The sequence below is a fragment of the Mesorhizobium sp. M0408 genome (genome assembly GCF_040321495.1).
Lineage (GTDB): Bacteria > Pseudomonadota > Alphaproteobacteria > Rhizobiales > Rhizobiaceae > Mesorhizobium.
The window spans coordinates 70,184-85,493 of sequence record NZ_JAMYRO010000028.1; the positions used below are offsets into that span (position 1 = coordinate 70,184).

Genomic DNA, 15,310 nt, shown 5'->3' on the forward strand with positions numbered 1-15,310 from the left:
GACCGCATTGCAAGGCACCGTCGAACTGGGGTTTGGATAATTTTCAACTATTTCAGAGATGCCAGAATGCGTTCGGCATCCACCAGATCCATTGTGCCGGTTCTCTCCGAAAATTCCTCAAAGATCGGTTGCAGAATGCCTAACGCCTCCGCGCTGCGTTCGCTGTCTATCAACAGCCGGGCCAATGGAACGGCGGCTTTCAATTGCCAACCGATGGCAGCCTGAGCTGCCGCAAGCTTGATGGATCTTCGCAAGGCCGTTTCCGCTGCATCGATATCCGGGCAAGGCGCTTTGAAGGCAATCTCGGCTTGCGTCCGGTAAAGAGAAGGTACCCACAGCCTTTGGCCCATTTCCTCCGCCGAAGAAATCGCCTCCGCGATGGATGCACGAGCTTCGTCATATTCGCCACAATGGACGAGTGCCGCCCCCAAGGCGCGGGACGCTGGGGGAATGACGAGGCGAAATGGGTCTAGGTGAAGTGTGCGGAGAGCTTGTCGCAGCACGTCTACGGCAGCCGCAGCCTCTCCCGTCATCAGGAGCCATTCTCCTTTCAGCGCCCATGCCGCAGCTGCGGTGCTCCTCAAAGAATGTTTCTCAGTATGAGCAATCACCCGCTCGATGTGCTCTCGTGAGTTCTGCGTATCGCCACTCCAAAGCAGGATAGGAATGGAGGCAACGGCGGCAATGCTGTAGTTACCTGGGAGACTAGACCCCTCTGCTTCGTTCATGAGCCTGAGCGCCATCCCGTTGGCGGTCTTGGGGAAGCCCCGGAGCCATAGGCAGCGTGCCAGCGCGATTTCGGCGCGCAGATGATGATCATATCCGAAGATATTGACGTCGACACGCCCAACAGTGGCTTCGAGCTTGAAACCGCGTCGACAGTGCTCAACGGCCGCTGCCTGGTCGCCGGCGAGATGGTAGGCGGTGCCGACCATCCATTCAGAAATTACTTTTTCGGCAAGCGATCCATTGCGCGTTGCAAGAACCATGCATCGTCTGGCTGCGTCCAAACCACCGTCGAAATCACCGAGCCTGCTCAAGAAGACGCTGAGACCGGCTAGTAGACGAATCTGCGGTATCCCACTTTCATCCGCCTGGGAAAGATCCAGTCCGCGTTCGATGGCGTTACGAACTTCTTGCGGATTGCCTTGTGTATGCATTGATGAGATCGCCAGGGCTTCTTGCAGGCGCACCTCCTGCTGGGATCCGCGGCTGTAACCTTCAATTATGCCCAGCGCCAGATGGGACCAATGGCGGCATTCGGCGAGCAGCCAGAGACCAATAAACAACGGAGATGAATCCGCGGCAAGTTCGATGCCGATGGCATAAGATTCCTTGTCGGAAAAACTCCACTCCAGCGCCTTGCGCACATTGCCGATATGCAGCGCATGACGCTCTATGTTGGCGTATAAGCCTGGCTTGAGCGCAACCGCCTTGAACAGATCCGCGAAATAGCGGGCGTGGCGCCGGGAAATCTGCTCAGGGTCTCCGATTTCCCTGAGCTTGGTCGCCGCATAGGCGCGCGTCGTGTGAGGAAGACGATAAAAGACAGCATTGTCTACCGGATGCACCCAAACCAGGCTTTTATCAACCAGGCTCCCCACCGTCGGCGCAACCGCCGCCCTGTCGTGGTCACCCGAAATGGAACGCGCGGCGTCCATCGTAAAAAAGCCTACAAAAGCGGAAAGGCGGGCCAGAACGATCTGCTCGTTCTCGGTAAGCAGATTGAAGCTCCAGTCGAGCATCGTTTCGAGCGTTTGATGCCGCGGAGCGGCGTTTCGCCGTCCAGGCAAATGCAGTTCCACATTACTCGCAAGCAAGTCTGCCACGCCACGGATGCCATAGGTGCCGACGCGGCTGCCAGCCATCTCGATCGCCAGCGCAATGCCATCGGTCCGCCGACATATCTCGGCCACCACCGGCGCGTCGATGTCGGTCAGTCCGCCTTCAAATCCACTCGCGATCGCCCGATCCATGAAGAGCTGCACCGCTGCCGTCGACAACGCCTCCGCTGCGGTCGGAAACTCGTTGTCGGGAACCACAAGGGGGCTCAGCAGGTGAACGGTCTCTCCCTCGGCACGCAACGATTCCCGAGAGGTCGCCAGCAGATGCAGACCTGGGGCACCACGAACGAGCTGCTCCGCCAGGAAAGCCGTCGCATCGATCAGGTGCTCGCAATTGTCGAAGACAACCAGCATGCGCTTATCGCGGACGAAGGATAGAAGCTCTTCGACAGGGTCGGTGCCTTCGAGTTTACACCCCAATGCCGAGATGACGGCTCCTGGCACCACGCCGGTTTCCGAGACCGCTCCAAGGTCGACAAAGACAATGTTGTCATCTGCGAATTCTGATTGCATTCGCAACGCGATCGCAGCCGCTACCGTCGTTTTGCCAATGCCTGCCGATCCGACAATGCTGACAAAACGGCGCTCCAGAAGGAGTTCGCTCAAGCTGTCGATAACGGCCTCGCGGCCAATGAGCGAACGGGGCGGAGGCGGCGCATGACCAAGCGACCTGGACGCTTGAGCCGGTACCACCGGGGGCGCCGCATCCATGTCGTCTCGCACAATCGGGGCGACAAAGCTGTAGCCGCGGCCCGCGACATTGACGATATACCGCGCTCCGTCCTGGCCGTCCTCAAGGGCCCGACGTAGTGCGCCCATATGGACCCTAACGCCCGCTTCATCGACGACTACGCCTTGCCACACGAGATCAAGCAACTCGTACCGGCTGACGATGTCGCCGGCACGCTCAACCAGGGCGATCAAGAGATCCAGCGCACGGGATCCGATCCGCACAGGCTCGCCATTCCGCAACAGCAGTCGGCGGGCAACATCCAGGCGGAAGCTGCCGAACGACACAATGGCGGCCGATGAACGTGAACCAGACACGCGGTTGAGGTTTGGTAAGATGGGCGTCACATCGTCTGGCATAGGCCGCCCGGAAGCGTCCCTCCCTGGCTATGTTGAATAAACGTATTAGCCGAAATCCAATAAACGATGCCATGGAAAGCAGCCGGATTCAATGAGGCTCCGAAAGAGCTGAACACTGCCGCAAGCTGCTGGAGGGGTTCTGGACCGGCAACCTCCTGCGGGCCAGCGCCCTCATGAAGTCGGAGGCGGCAGAATGATCTGCAGTTCCAGAAACTGGGCTGGCCTACCCACCTATCGCTCTCAACCCTTTGCGTACCGAAGGCCAGATCACGACAAAGGAAAGCAGCGCTGCGCCCAGGCTCACCGTCGCCATGGCCGGTTGCATGTTCGCCTCGCCGCCGAAGACATGTTCGGCCACCAATGGCACGAGCGTCGGCCCGAGCCCGATGCCGAGCAGCGCCGTGATGGTAAGAGAAAGCGCAATCGTTGTGGCGCGCATCTCGTTCGGCACGTTTTCCTGCATGACAACGTGCCCAATCACATAGCCGCTTATCGAACCAAAGGCCCAGATGGCGAAGGAGAGCGTCATCTGCTGCCCAGTAGCGGCGAAAAACGTCGTTGAGGCTCCTGCGATCGCCAACGTGCAGCATCCAAGAAGCGGGACGATGCGGGCAGCCAGGCCCCAGCGCCGCACGATCCAGTCCGAAAGCGCGCCGCCGGCAAGCGATGCAACGACCCCGCTGGTCGTGATCGACAACGCGATAAGACCGCCCGCCTCAAGTGGGGTCATACCATGCGTGCGCTGCAGGAGTGTCGGCAACCAGGAGAGGAAAGCGTAGTTGCCAATCCCGAGCGCCCCTTTGCTCAGGCACAACCTGAGCACTGCGCCGTTGTCGGCACCCAGTTGGCGGAATACCCCCGCGAGTGGCAGCAGACCCGAGATGTGCCGCCGCTGCGGCTCGCGGATGAGCAGAAGAAGCGGCAGCAACAACAGACCCGGCATCCCCACCAGCACGAACATCTGCCGCCACGGCGCCATCGGCCCGATCAACGCAATCGGCTCCAGCGAGGCGAAAGCCAGCACTACACCCCCAACGAACATCGCGACGCCTGTGCCGAACGTCGCGCCGAGCGAAAATATGCCGAGCGCAATGCCGCGCCGTCGGGAAGAAAAGCTATCGAAGATCAACGCCGAAGCTGCCGGGACCAGCGCCGCCTCGCCGAGGCCCACCGCGACCCTCGCGGCAAAAAAGCTCCAGAAGTCGCCAGCCAACCCGCAGGCAATCGTCGCTACAGACCAGAGCGCGATGCCGGTCATGATCACATTGCGGCGGTTAGCCCAATCGGCGAGCCGGCCGCACGGTAAACCTGCCAGGGCGAAGATCACGGCAAATCCGGCGCCCTGCAGCAGGCTGACCTCAAAGTCCGTCAGAATCAGATCTGCGCGGATAGGATCGACCACGAGATTGATGACGAGTCGGTCGGTGAAGGAAATCAGCAAGGCAAGGCACAGAACGATGACCGTGTACCAACTGGCAGCCGTGGAAATATTCTGCTCCGTATTAGGCCTGTCATCGTCCAATAGAGTGTTCCCCACGGCACCCTGGGCCATCCTTAAATCCTCGCCCAAAAAGCAACCTGTGGCAAATGGATCGAAAGCCGCGAACGAATCGGCACAAATCAGTTCTTGGCAGTTGGAGCGGCAGCGGGGATATTTAGCCCCTCAAACCCATTGACCAACTTGATAAGCACCCGACGTAGCCATTGATGTCCTGGGTCGGCATCGTGTCGTGCGTGCCAAGTCTGCACCACTCGGAATGTAGGAATATCCAGTGGCGGCGGAAAAAGTTGGAGCGGTAGCTGCCCGACCAACGGTGCGAAGAGGCGACGGGGTTCCGTTGCCACGAGGTCGGAGGCATCGACCAGCATCGGCGCCATCAAGAAGTGGCCGACCGTACGACGACATTCCTCTTCAATCTTTTCTCGGTGAGCACAGCATCGACATAGCCGCTCATCGAAACCTGAAGATGGTCCTCTTCGTAGAGCAGTTCCTCTCGCATATGGGTCGGCGGCTGCGGGAAGTTGCTTGCGATGAGTTCGACTGCGCCGTCGTCCAGCATCGGCAAACCGACGCTGCGGCTCGTGTTGCGGATCACCAGAGAAACGCGTGGTGCCTCGCGATCGAGCCGTGCGGTCAGACGCGGTAGCAGCACGAAAGCGGCATAATCGGAGAGACCGACCACGAATTGGCATCCATGAGGTTTTCGACGATGGCCGCACGAGCTTGTTCGTCGATGATCTTTCCAGCCCGGTGGGCCTGACGGTCTCACCATCGGGCGATCTCTTCTCAGCCGACTGGGGCAATGGCGCCCTCTAATCGCATCAGCCTCGCGTGACGTCGGCGATCCGCCATGGTCCAGCGCGGCCAAAAGCAACTGCACTGGGTCGGAAACGAATGCGAAGACGGAACAACGGAGGCAGAGACGATATCGCCAGCAACGTCGTTGCTGATGACCGCCGCACTCCGATGGTATCGTTGATTCAGACCGTGGCTATCCCCGAGCATTTGAATTTCCGTCACGCGGCGAACGTCCTCGGCATCACGCAGTCAAGCGTCAAGCACAGGTTGAAAACTCCGGCAGCATGGCTGTTACTCCGGCCGCCTTGCACACCTTCGCTCAGCGCCGCGCGCAAACGCCTCCGGCTGGAGGGGGTGGCTATCGGCGGGATCATCTGCGCGCCTTCGCGCAGCGCGTCGAGGTCGGGGAGAGCCTTGTCCGCATCATGGGATCGAAGGGAACGCTGCTGCGCACGCTGAAATGGCGGATCGGGCGGGATTCGAACTTAGATGCCGAAGTAATCGTCGGGCATTCAGGTGCCTTCTAGGCAATGTCGGCTTTTGGAAGTTTGGCAATGCCGCTTTGACGACCGATTTGCTGCGCATTGCTGCCATCCAGCCTGATCATTCTGTGACGAATGCGTCGTTTTGATAGACCACCGCGCGAGGACGCTAGGTTGGCCTTGCTTAGCGTCCGTGATCGTTATCATTCGAGCGCTGGGTCTTACGATCCTGCTCTTCCGACTGCCGAGCCTTCTGTTTGTTGGCGTCCTTCTGCTTGGCTCTCACCTTCTCCTGCTCGGCGCCTGTGCCCGGCTCCTCCGGCTGGCGGCGATCGTCCCGAGTCGGGAGGTCTAGCCCTGGCGCCTCGCGCCCGGGGATCGGTTCCTCACCGCCACCACCACGACGCTGCTGCTGCTGCCGCTCGAATTGCAGCCGCGCGAGACGATCGTGCATCTTGTCGTTGACCTCTTCACGATACTGTTCGAACTGTCCTTGATGCGCCGGCGGCAGCGTCTCGCGCATGTTGTCCAGAGCCTGATTGACGCGGGCCATCTGACGCCGCATTTCCAAGGGGGTTTGCGCCATGTTCAAATCTCCTATTAGTGCATTCAATTCTCTCATACCCGGATGAGACAGGAAAGACTTCCGCCCCGATTGATCAGCGCCGCGACCCGCGGCAGGACCTGGTTGCCCCTCACCTGTCCGATCGCGACGGAACTGCAGAAAATTGTTGCCGATCGACTCCGCTGCCGTGAGAGCCTGACCGACTATGCCCGCAGTCCGCATCGTCGTCACAGTCTTTTGCCATGCGGCAACAATTGCATCGCCGTTCACGACAAGGGATTGCCCATCCAGACGGCGTTGCCGCTTGGCCTCCACTCGCTCGATCGTCCTGGCGCTGACCTGGTAACGCGGATCGCTCTGGGCGCGGCTATAGGCTCCGGCATGCTCCTTCGTGAATGGCCTCGTCATCGCATGATCCATGCGTCGCGTCGCCACCATCGCAATGCCGTTCTCGCGTGCTTTTTCCGCAAAGGTCTCGCGCCAGGCCGCGAGATCAGTCTTGTAGAATTTCAGGCGCTCGCCATCTGCTGACCGTGCCTGCACCATTGCATGAACATGGACGTGCTTGGTGTCCTTGTGATGCGCCAGGACGAACTTGTATCCTGGCGCGCGCTCCTCGAGCACGGCGCGCGCTGCGGCCATGACGGCGTTGGCATCGGTGCCGGCTCTTGCCGAGAAAAGCAGGTGATAGGCATTGCGGCGTTCACGCCCCGAAAACCGCGGGCGCCATTCTTCATAGACCGAAGCCGCAGCCTTGGTGGAATTCTTCACCCCGGGCACAGGCTCGCCATTTGCGTGGCGGACTTGGCTGTGGGTGCGGATGAACTTCTGCAGGAAATATTTCGCTTTGGGTTCACGGCTGACGGCCGCCGTTACCTCTGCCTTGGCGACCACCCCCGCCGCGCCCATGGCTTCAGACAAGCGCGCCTCGATCTTGTCGAGCGCCTTGCTGCGCGAATTCTCCCGACCGCCGGCCAGGACTCTCGCAAGCGGTCCGGCCCGCTCATCGGTGTGTGCGTAAACCTGCACTGTCTGTCCATCATGCGCATAGATGAACGGTTTCGAACCGAATGCCTTCTTCAGTGCTTCGCTCAAGGCGGCATCGGTGACCTCGCCGGCGAGCTCGAAACGCACCTCGATAAAATTGGTGTTTTCCAGGGGCGGTTCGAACGTCTCGCAAAACGTCTCCAGAAACGCTTTTCGTGCGCCGCCTGTCGCAAGGACCTGCCCATCCTCGTCAAAAATCTCAATGTCGTGTTTCTCGCCTTTTTCGTCCTCGCGCTTCCCGATGTAATTGAGCAGCCGAGCGGCGGCTTCCCTGGTCGACGGAGGATTGGGCATGACCTTGAACACGGCAGGCTGCGCGCCCGCCGCATAGCCTGCCCGTGCCGCCACGGCCCGCGCCTGATAGCCTGCCCGCGCCGCTCGTCCTGTACCGCTCGGGCGACCAGCACCACGGCCGCCGCCACCGCGCCGCTTCCAGTCTTCCTCCTCCTCTTCCGGCCGGAAACCGGCGAGCGTGGCGCCATAGACCATGATCGGCGCGCTAGGGACCCTGGGCGAACTCGCAGCCGCAGTGGACTTCGGTGCCCTGCTGGACATGGAGCTCCCCGCCGCCCCCAATCCTCCCGGCGACGAACGAGGGACGTTCCTGCCGCCACCTGCCGGCGAGCCGGCTTGTCCTTGCCCGAGGCGTCCGCCGCCACCGGTCCGCTCATAACTCTTCATCGCCTGGAATTCACCGGCCTCGCGTCCGGCTCCCGTCACGGACTTGTCGTCGTCCAGCTCCTCACGCTTCACGCCGGACTCGCCCCGCAGATAGCGTTCGATTTCGGTCGCGTAGCCAGCAAGACGACCGCTCATGGCCTGGCTTCCCTCGCCTTGCGAGACTCGACGGTCATCGTTTTCAGTTCATCGCGAAACTGCCGCACGAGGTCGCCCACGGCGATCAGCGCCTGCTCAAGATCCTCATCATGGGCAACACGGCCGTCGTTCATGGCGCGCACGGCCTGATTGAAATTGACACCGACGCGCCGCAGTTGATCGGTCATGTCCACGATCGCCGGCCGCAACGCCTCTGACGCGATAGGCAGATGCCCGGCCTCTGCCCGCACCAGACGCCGGACGACCTCGCTGACGGTCACGCCGTCCCGCTCCGCAACGGCTTTAAGGCTGGCCAGCTCGTCAGCCGAAAACCGGATGTGCGTCACCTCGCCATAGCGTCGTGACGCGCTCTTGTCCGCTGCCTTCTGGGCGTCTGCATCCATCTCTCAAGCCCGCTTGCGGGCGCTAAGGCCCACCAGGGCCGCGTCGCCTATTTTGTGTGTATCACAAAATAGGCTATCCTGCCAATAGAAGAACAGAAAGGTGCGGGGCGCGTGTCTTCTCACTAGCGCAGTTGTCAACGGCGCGGCCCGACAACCCGCAACGTCGCAAATGCCCTCCATCGTGATTTGCTTTGATGTATGATTGATCCGAGCGGCCTTACGGCGCGCGCCTGGTTGCCAACCGTTTTGCCCCGTTGACTATGCCACCATGTTTCGACCGTGATATTACTCCATGTGTCCATGATGACTTGTTTCCATGTTAACATGGAAACAAGGAAGCCCACGCCGGAAGGAGGCCCCATGATCATCTCCGCTGCGATCCCCAAGGGCGGCACTGGCAAATCGACGATGCTGCGCGCCCTTGCATCCGTCGCGCTGCATCGGGGCTATTCGGTCACTCTTATCGACGGCGACCGGCGGCAGAACATGAACCGCTGGTTCCAGATGCTTGGTGAGGCTGGCAATCGCCCTGACAGCCTGCAGTTGGTGAGCGCGACGACCCCGCAGGAAATCCTCGACGCGGCAGCCACTCATAACGGTGAGCGCTCCGTCGTCTTGATCGATACGGAAGGCACCACAAACGATAACCTCATGGCCGGGCTCTTCGCCGCCGATATTATCGTCGTGCCGGTCTATTTTGCCCTCGACGATGTGACAGCCGCCATCCAGATCACCGACCACTACATCCCGCTGGCGGTCGAGAGCCGGCGGAGACCGTTGCCTGCGATATTCGTGCTGACCAAGCAGACCATCATCGATGGCAGGGCGCGAGCCCTGACCGAACTGCGCGCCATCATCCAGGCCAACGGCACGCCCATTGCGGAACACGTCCTGCACAATCGCGTTGCCTACCGCGACCTTCAGACCGGGCAGACCCTTTACAGTCGCGCGGTGCCTGATGCGAAGGCGGTTGCCGAAAGCGAGGGCGTCTTTGACGACCTTCTGCAAACCTTCATCAAAGCCACAAGGAACGCGGCATGAGCGAAGAAACCGCACCGAAACCCGGTGACGACAAGAAAGCCCGCATGATGAAGGCGATTTCCACGCAGCCGCCGGCATTGCCGAGCATGTTCATTTCACCGAAAATCGAGGGGCAGAAGCTGGAGCCAAATTCCGGACCGGCCATGCCGCAGACGCCCGAGCCCGCATCGGGTGCAACGCCTGACTTTCGCAAGCTGCTGCGGCAGGGCCAGAAAAAGGATCCCGTCGCCGGAAAGAAGATTCGCGAGGAGGAGATGATCCGCTGCGGTTATTACCTGACGGCTGCGGAGCAGCGCCAGTTCAAGTTGCTGGCGATCAGCAATGGGCACAGCATGACCGAACTGCTGCGAAAGGCTGTCCAGGACTATATCCGCATTCATAAGCACAAACTGCCGAAGGAATAATCGGCGGTTTGGAGTCGCTATCGCATGCTGTGACGGGTGATGTTCGGTGACTCTTTGCGACGCGCAAAAAAAGGGCCCGCGACGGAGTATTCCGTCGCTGGCCCTTTTTACCTGGGTTGGTTGAGCTGTTTCAGCAGTTGACCGAGGATGCCGTCCCGCTCCGGACGCCCGCTGGCTGCCGCTTTGTCGTCGACCAGCTTTGCGGCCAGTTTGGGCGACAGCGGCATGAAGTCGTAGCCGTGTGAGATGGCTGCGCAGCGAAGATCCTCAAGCGTTTCGAACGCGCGATCGTGGGTGCCGAGCCAAAGACCGGGCTCGTCGGTTTCTTCGTGCGGGAACGCTTGCAGGAAGTAGGTCCGAAGTGGTGGATCGTAGCCGATGACAGCGTCTGGATCCGAGCGGATCTGTCTGGTGACGGTGCCTGCGACGGTGATGGTGTAACGGCTCATTGCAACCTCCTTTTGCCGGTGGGGAACCGGCCCCTTGCGGGGCCGGCCACCGATGCCTCACTGGGGGTTGTTCCAGAGGATGACCTTCTTGTTTTCCTCGCCACCCGGGGCGGGAGCGAGGTTGCCGAAGATGACGCCGATCTCAGGGGCTTCCAGCTTGACCGAGAGGTATTCCTCCCCCGAACGCTGGGCGATGCGGTGCCAGCCGGCTCCGATCTCGAAGCCCGTGCGCTTGTTGACGATCCGGTAGTCGGGCGCGTCCTCGCGCGACTTGTTGGTGTTCGGGATCAGGGTGATCGGGGCGTTGACCCGCAGCGTGGCGAAGACGCCTTCCATCGAGCCGTCGGACTTGGTGGTGAGGTTTGCGATCGTGGTGGCCATGGTAGTTCTCCTTCGGTTGCATCGGGACCATTCCCGATGGCGCCAAAGGAGAGGGCCGTCCTGCTGCGGTCATCTCGGCGAAAATTCTGGAAAATTCTATTTGCCGAAAAATAGCGGGCAGGCCCTTCGCCTGCCTGCAGACAAGAAACAGAAATCGAATTTTCCTGAATATTCGCCGAGTGTACCCCCAACGGGGGTTGACCGCACAAAGCAGGCGGTCGTCTACAAAGGCGACATGAAACGGGAATGGCCCCGGATGCGGTAGATGGAAATGAACTCAGGCCGCCATCGCTTGGCCGACGCAACGCTGCCGGATCGCAGGAACAGGCTGCAGCCTCTCGGGTCATGTCGTCGCCATCGCCAAATCATCGAACAACAGCATGGCGCGTGAACCACCTTGCGCGTTCGGTATGGCGGCACAGCGGTTTCGAGATCTAAGCCGACTAGCAGCGAACTTCACGCCCCTCGGTGGTGATGCCTCACAGTCAGTTTGGATGACCCGGCAAGCCAGGATGTTGTTCGGCACGCTTGCACCCGTTTCAGAGGCGAGAAGCGTCAAGCTGATCATCCTGCGCAACGCCCGCGGCTCTGCGCGTGGGCCGGTTTCGAAGGGGCCGGCTCCGGCCGTTCATACAAGTGGAATGGGGGGCGGCGCCGGATCAAGTATATGGGATCGGACCCGCCGGCTGTCCGCGGAACCGCGCGCACATCATCCAGGCAATGCCAGACGCTCGTCCGGCATCATGCAGGCTTCGGCCTGGTGGCGAATGTACGGATCGACATGGCGGAGCAGGGCGCACCAGTCTTCCCAGGAGGGAGCCATGCCCGGCCCCACTGGCTAAAGTGGTTAAGACGTCTATTTTGCGCGGCACTGGGGACCCATCGCGGAACCGCTTCCCATACCCCTCGACCTGTACTTACGGTGTCTTCCACAGCATCCGTCTATCCGTGTATCTCAAAAGCCCAACTGAAAGTTCCGGACAGTGAAATTAGTACAGAATTGGTGTTGGATTCAAATCACGCTCCAGGATAACGTTGTTTCGCCAGCCCATTCTCACTGGAACGTCAAACAGTCGTCCCGAGGCGAAGCGAGGCCATATAGGCCTGAGGCTAGGCGCCAACACGCGAACTACGGTGGTGCCAATTTCGGCCCCCGACAAATTCACTACGGAAACATCAATCGCGTTGGTCTTGAGTTTGGCGAGACCTTGGTCAAGTGTCAGAGTACCTGTCGCGGCACGAGGCTCTCCAGACGGACAAAGATGCTCGTTGACTGCTAGCGGCGCTGTCGCGGCCCAGCTTACGAAATCCGGTAGCGCTAGCGGCTGTCTTGTTGGAACACAGTGTGGCAGACAGGCCGAAACCATAAACTGGCACAGCTCTCCCAGTGCACCTTCAATGCCGTCGCCCAGATCTGTCCCAGCCGCCGAGCCGAACCAGAATCCACTCCCGCCCTTCGAACATGCAACGGCCGCAACAACGGGAATTCCTAGATCGTTGGTCAAGTCAATAAGACGAAGTTCTCTACCCAGCCCGTCTAGCCAACTACGAAACAGGGCGACTAGTTCCTCCTGGTTATCCGGTACGGCGACAGGCGGAAGTGTCAAGCGATTGTACCACCAGATTGATACTGCATCGCGCTCAACTAATTCAAGCACCCCGCGCAGCGTCGCCTGTTCGTACGTTAAACCTGCGGCAAGTCCGGAACTGTCTGGAATGCAAAACCCTAGCTCGTGGCAGCCCGGGAAAGAAAGCAAACAGTATGGTGCTGGAGCATACTTGGGTGCGCCAGTGGAAGCGTCTAGAGCCTTCAACCAAGGTATCGCACGACTCGTGTTGAAACGCTGGGGAATCCAGTGATCTTTCTCAACCCGGGCGTTCCACAACTCCGCTTGCGCCAACTGCAGGTCGGAACACAGCACAAGGAGTCTTGGATCAATCGCAACGTCCCCAAGCTCACTAAGGGCACCTATTGTGAATTCCTCGTCGCCCCGATAGATAGCACGCGTCCGCTCGGCCGCTTCCATCAACGTCCTACTGATGGCTTCGTCCCGCGTGCGGGCACGCCCTGAAACGACCCTCCGACGGCCAGTACGATCCAATGTCAAAACAGCGGCAGCGACATAGAACGGGCAGCCGGGCGGGTGCGGGATGTTAACGAACTGACTGACGAGGGTGGTCGAACCATCGATGGGCGGCATTGTGTGGCAAGGATCCTTTTAGCGAAACCTCGAAACCTCGCGGAGACCAACGCTGTCCTCAACGCTGGCGAACAAACCAGATTGTCATTATGATGGTCAATGGCTTTCACGCTCGACAAAGCGCCGCAGTGTGGAATGTGACCCGAGAGCGAGTTGATGGCGCAAACTATTCCATCGGATGAGCCTCCCGCGACCCTAAAACTGGCAGATACCAGCACAGGAGACCCAACGCTTGGCGAAACGCGCAAGGAACTCTTCGTTCTCGCGGGAGATATGGTTGGGTACAGCGAGTTGGTCTTTCGTAACGCCGAAGACGGTGTGCGCAACCTCGTCGCTTCGCGGGGAACCTTCGTAAAAGCCTTGAAGGCAAACGGCGGGCGCGTAGTCGCCACTCCAGGCGACTTTGTCCTCGCGGCCTTCAACACGGCTTGGGAGGCCATCGTCGCCGGGATCGCTGCCCAAACGGCGCTGCTCGAACGGGGGGCGTCAGCCGCTAGCTGGCGGATTGGCATAGCCTTTGGGGATGTTTTTGAAGTCGAAGGGGACATCTACGGTCACGCCGTCAATGTGGCGTCTCGAATCCAGTCTTTAGCCACACCTGGCCAAATACTAATGTCTGACGATGTCTCCAGTCGACTGCCCGTTGGCTGTGCAATCACTACCGAGAGTCTCGGACATCACCAACTCAAGAAAATCGACGAACAAGTTCACATTCATTGCGTGGCGAGTGGAAAGGCAGTCGCTTCGATCAGGTCCGGATCGGATGGGCTCCCCGCTCGCTTCCGTGACAGCATCTCGAAACCTATTGTCGAACTTCAATCATTCGATCCGCAAGATGACTCTATCTCCACTCGATTCTTTGCGTCCTCTTTGCAAGATGAAATTCATCTTATATTAGCACGACTCACAAATTCGATTACAGTTCGTGGGGAGGCCACGGGATCGAAGATTAAACCGAACTACATCCTGCGGGGGAGTATTGGTGGCCGCGGCCAGCATCTCCGTATCATGCCGAGGCTAGTTTCCTTTTCCGATGGCGCGACCATCTGGGCTGAGCGATATGACTACAATCTTCGAGACAGCTTCGATGCGCAGGACGAAATCGCGTGGGAAATAGTATCCGCCCTGCAGCTGGCTCTGACTGATGGCGAACAGGCCCAGATATGGAAGCGCGGAACGCAGAGTGGGCTAGCCTGGGAGGCGTTCCAACGGGGCCATGACGAGGAGCGTCGCTATACGCGTGAAGGTCATCGGCAGGCGAAGCAATTTTATTCAAAAGCGCTGTCTATCGATCCGGATTACTTATGTGCTCTTGTGGCGTTCGCTTTCATTCATCTGGATGAGGTCCGCCTTGGTTGGACTGACAATGTCGCATACTCGATCCATGAAGCTGAAATTCGTTATGAACTTGCCGCGAGAATCGATGCCCGTCATTCGGATGTCTTAGCATTGTTGGGATTCCTGCGATTGTTACAAGGCAAGTCGGAAGATGCGCGTCGCGCGATGGAGAGCGCTGTCGCGTCGGCGAGCCACAGTCCCGAGATCGTCGGATATCAGGGGGCGCTTCTCGACTTACTCGGTGACTTTCCGGCCGCTATTCGCGCCTATCAGCGCGCAGCTTCGCTAAGCCATCACGTTTCGCCGTGGATATTAGGAAACCTTGCGCTGTCCAATCTCGCGCTCGGACAAGCCAGAGAAGCCGAGCTTGTATGCCGTGAGGTGGTCATATCGCACCCCGGTTATGTGAGAGCGTGGCTTGGGCTCACCGTCGCGCTTGTTCGTCAAAATAAACTAGGCGACGCTCTAAATGCGGCAAGCCGCTTGCTGGAGCTTGATCCGAAATTCACCATAACCGACTGGTCGCGGGCCAAGCCGTTTGCAGATGACGCGCTGCTTTCGGCATTTGCTCACGATATGGAGAAGGCTGGCATCCCAAAATAGTCAAGGCGTAGGGCGACAGCCAATCGACATGACGTTGCCCCCAGTTTCTATCCAGTTTTGAGTTCGTTTCCGGCGTGGGTTGTGCCCTGCTGGGCGGGTGAAGCGACGGGCGCTGGCGCGGAGCCTTTGGCATAGCGCAGCGCGAGCGACCGTCGCAGATTGAAGGTGGTGGCGAACTCGGCCGGTGTCTGCCAGGCGATTTGGGAATGCGGCCGGGCGGTGTTGTAGTCGGCGCGTCACAGGGCGATGGCGACGCGTGCCTGAGCCAGCGAAGTAAACAGCGTCTCGTTGAGCAGTTCATCGCGTAGTCGGCCGTTGAAGCTCTCGATGAAGCCATTATCCGGCAT

12 protein-coding genes and 1 pseudogene are annotated in these 15,310 nt (G+C 59.7%); 4 read left to right on the plus strand and 9 right to left on the minus strand.

Features of this window, described 5'->3' with window-relative positions:
• Positions 1 to 47: 47 nt before the first annotated feature.
• The 3 genes from NKI67_RS26655 to NKI67_RS26665 all read right to left on the minus strand — a co-directional run bounded on the left by NKI67_RS26655 (position 48) and on the right by NKI67_RS26665 (position 5,116).
• Positions 48 to 2,933 carry an ATP-binding protein gene (locus NKI67_RS26655; RefSeq protein ID WP_352647741.1) on the minus strand — a complete coding sequence of 962 codons (2,886 nt, stop codon included), beginning with the start codon at positions 2,931 to 2,933 and terminating at the stop codon, positions 48 to 50.
• A gap of 223 nt (positions 2,934 to 3,156) precedes the next feature.
• A complete protein-coding gene (locus NKI67_RS26660) occupies positions 3,157 to 4,485 on the minus strand; it encodes an MFS transporter (RefSeq protein WP_352647743.1) in 1,329 nt (442 codons plus the stop codon).
• A gap of 325 nt (positions 4,486 to 4,810) precedes the next feature.
• Entirely contained in the window at positions 4,811 to 5,116 is a 306-nt protein-coding gene (locus NKI67_RS26665; RefSeq protein WP_352647745.1) for a type 2 periplasmic-binding domain-containing protein, read from the minus strand.
• Between the two features lie 400 nt (positions 5,117 to 5,516).
• On the opposite strand from NKI67_RS26665, the gene NKI67_RS26670 reads away from it, so the two are divergent.
• Positions 5,517 to 5,759, plus strand: a complete 243-nt coding sequence (locus NKI67_RS26670; RefSeq protein WP_352647747.1) for a hypothetical protein — start codon at positions 5,517 to 5,519, stop codon at positions 5,757 to 5,759.
• 139 nt (positions 5,760 to 5,898) lie between these two features.
• Here the strand turns inward: NKI67_RS26670 and NKI67_RS26675 are convergent, their stop codons facing one another.
• Both NKI67_RS26675 and NKI67_RS26680 read right to left on the minus strand, forming a co-directional pair.
• On the minus strand, positions 5,899 to 7,815 hold the full coding sequence (locus NKI67_RS26675; RefSeq protein WP_352647749.1) for a relaxase/mobilization nuclease domain-containing protein: 1,917 nt from the start codon (positions 7,813 to 7,815) through the stop codon (positions 5,899 to 5,901).
• A 323-nt stretch (positions 7,816 to 8,138) separates the two neighbouring features.
• Positions 8,139 to 8,546, minus strand: coding sequence for a hypothetical protein (locus NKI67_RS26680; protein WP_352647751.1), 408 nt, complete (start codon positions 8,544 to 8,546; stop codon positions 8,139 to 8,141).
• A 360-nt stretch (positions 8,547 to 8,906) separates the two neighbouring features.
• Here NKI67_RS26680 and NKI67_RS26685 point away from each other — a divergent pair, with 360 nt between their 5' ends.
• Together NKI67_RS26685 and NKI67_RS26690 are read left to right on the plus strand one after the other, a co-directional pair.
• On the plus strand, positions 8,907 to 9,587 hold the full coding sequence (locus NKI67_RS26685) for a nucleotide-binding protein (protein WP_352647754.1): 681 nt from the start codon (positions 8,907 to 8,909) through the stop codon (positions 9,585 to 9,587).
• A 44-nt stretch (positions 9,588 to 9,631) separates the two neighbouring features.
• Complete coding sequence (locus tag NKI67_RS26690; RefSeq protein ID WP_352647756.1) at positions 9,632 to 9,991, plus strand: hypothetical protein; 360 nt, start codon at positions 9,632 to 9,634, stop codon at positions 9,989 to 9,991.
• 107 nt (positions 9,992 to 10,098) lie between these two features.
• Here the strand turns inward: NKI67_RS26690 and NKI67_RS26695 are convergent, their stop codons facing one another.
• From NKI67_RS26695 to NKI67_RS26705, 3 genes are all read right to left on the minus strand, one after another.
• Complete coding sequence (locus NKI67_RS26695; RefSeq protein WP_352647758.1) at positions 10,099 to 10,440, minus strand: hypothetical protein; 342 nt, start codon at positions 10,438 to 10,440, stop codon at positions 10,099 to 10,101.
• Positions 10,441 to 10,497: 57 nt separating this feature from the next.
• Entirely contained in the window at positions 10,498 to 10,821 is a 324-nt protein-coding gene (locus tag NKI67_RS26700) for a DUF736 domain-containing protein (RefSeq protein WP_352647760.1), read from the minus strand.
• 989 nt (positions 10,822 to 11,810) lie between these two features.
• Positions 11,811 to 13,022: a YcaO-like family protein gene (locus NKI67_RS26705; RefSeq protein WP_352647763.1), complete on the minus strand. Its 1,212-nt coding sequence runs from the start codon at positions 13,020 to 13,022 to the stop codon at positions 11,811 to 11,813.
• Between the two features lie 156 nt (positions 13,023 to 13,178).
• On the opposite strand from NKI67_RS26705, the gene NKI67_RS26710 reads away from it, so the two are divergent.
• On the plus strand, positions 13,179 to 14,963 hold the full coding sequence (locus NKI67_RS26710; protein WP_352647766.1) for a tetratricopeptide repeat protein: 1,785 nt from the start codon (positions 13,179 to 13,181) through the stop codon (positions 14,961 to 14,963).
• A 47-nt stretch (positions 14,964 to 15,010) separates the two neighbouring features.
• Here NKI67_RS26710 and NKI67_RS26715 read toward each other — a convergent pair.
• Positions 15,011 to 15,310, minus strand: a pseudogene (locus tag NKI67_RS26715) (integrase core domain-containing protein); the annotation flags it as partial.

Excerpts from the sequence above, each read along its gene's own strand:
- NKI67_RS26705 (WP_352647763.1), bottom strand. The coding sequence starts at position 13,022 with ATGCCGCCCATCGATGGTTCGACCACCCTCGTCAGTCAGTTCGTTAAC.
- NKI67_RS26670 (WP_352647747.1), top strand. The coding sequence starts at position 5,517 with ATGGCTGTTACTCCGGCCGCCTTGCACACCTTCGCTCAGCGCCGCGCG.
- NKI67_RS26710 (WP_352647766.1), top strand. The coding sequence starts at position 13,179 with ATGGCGCAAACTATTCCATCGGATGAGCCTCCCGCGACCCTAAAACTG.
- NKI67_RS26690 (WP_352647756.1), top strand. The coding sequence starts at position 9,632 with ATGATGAAGGCGATTTCCACGCAGCCGCCGGCATTGCCGAGCATGTTC.
- NKI67_RS26695 (WP_352647758.1), bottom strand. The coding sequence starts at position 10,440 with ATGAGCCGTTACACCATCACCGTCGCAGGCACCGTCACCAGACAGATC.
- NKI67_RS26655 (WP_352647741.1), bottom strand. The coding sequence starts at position 2,933 with ATGCCAGACGATGTGACGCCCATCTTACCAAACCTCAACCGCGTGTCT.
- NKI67_RS26685 (WP_352647754.1), top strand. The coding sequence starts at position 8,907 with ATGATCATCTCCGCTGCGATCCCCAAGGGCGGCACTGGCAAATCGACG.
- NKI67_RS26660 (WP_352647743.1), bottom strand. The coding sequence starts at position 4,485 with ATGGCCCAGGGTGCCGTGGGGAACACTCTATTGGACGATGACAGGCCT.
- NKI67_RS26700 (WP_352647760.1), bottom strand. The coding sequence starts at position 10,821 with ATGGCCACCACGATCGCAAACCTCACCACCAAGTCCGACGGCTCGATG.
- NKI67_RS26675 (WP_352647749.1), bottom strand. The coding sequence starts at position 7,815 with ATGGTCTATGGCGCCACGCTCGCCGGTTTCCGGCCGGAAGAGGAGGAG.
- NKI67_RS26680 (WP_352647751.1), bottom strand. The coding sequence starts at position 8,546 with ATGGATGCAGACGCCCAGAAGGCAGCGGACAAGAGCGCGTCACGACGC.